This is a genomic window from Methylobacterium sp. WL103, from assembly GCF_008039885.1.
Classification (GTDB): Bacteria; Pseudomonadota; Alphaproteobacteria; order Rhizobiales; family Beijerinckiaceae; genus Methylobacterium; species Methylobacterium cerastii.
On the sequence record NZ_VRUX01001109.1, the window covers coordinates 1 to 762 of the forward strand.

The window sequence follows — 762 nt, forward strand, 5'->3', positions numbered from 1 at the left end:
TGCGCATGCTGCCCGCGCATCCACGTCTCGCCGACGCGCTGCCGAGGCTGCGCGCGCATCTCGCGGCGGCGTCCGACCTGCTGTCGTTCCGGCGCGACCCGCGCCAGCGCTTCACGCTCCAGATCGAACCGGGCCGCTGACGGCGGGCGGCGCTCAGCCGACGAGGGCCAGCGCCTCCGCCTCGTCCTGCGGGATCACGTCGACCTCGACCTTGAGCTTCTGCTTGCCCGAGCCGCTGACGATGCCGTCGATCGGGGCGACGTCGCCGTAGTCGCGCCCGCGGGCCACGACGATGTGGTCGTCGCGCACGCCGATGCCGTTGGTCGGATCGAGGCCGAGCCAGCCGTCGCCGCACCAGACCGCGACCCAGGCGTGGCTCGCGTCGGCGCCGCGCAGGCGTGGCCGGCCGGCCGGCGGGATCGTCCGGAGATACCCGCTGACATAGGCCGCCGGCAGCCCCATCCCGCGCAGGCCCGCGATCATTACGTGGGCGAAATCCTGGCAGACCCCGGCGCGCAGCGCGAAGGCCTCGGAAAGCGGCGTGTGCACGTCCGTGGCCTTCGCGTCGAAGCGGAAGTCGGCGCGGATGCGCGTCATCAGGTCGAAGGCGGCGCCGTAGGCGCTGCGCCCGGGCGAGAAGCTCTTTCGCGCATAGTCGGTCACGTCGGGCAGCAGCGGCACCCGGGCGCTGGGGAACAGGAAGTGGACCGGCGCGTCGGCCCCGAGGTCGCGGGACGCGATCGCGGCCGTCCGCGCCGCCTC

Annotated in this window: 1 protein-coding gene; it reads right to left on the reverse strand. The window is 74.1% G+C overall.

Going from position 1 to position 762, the window contains the following annotated elements:
* Window positions 1–153: 153 nt before the first annotated feature.
* Window positions 154–762: transglutaminase family protein (locus FV222_RS28100; RefSeq protein ID WP_147816411.1), on the reverse strand; the 609-nt coding region annotated here is incomplete at its 5' end.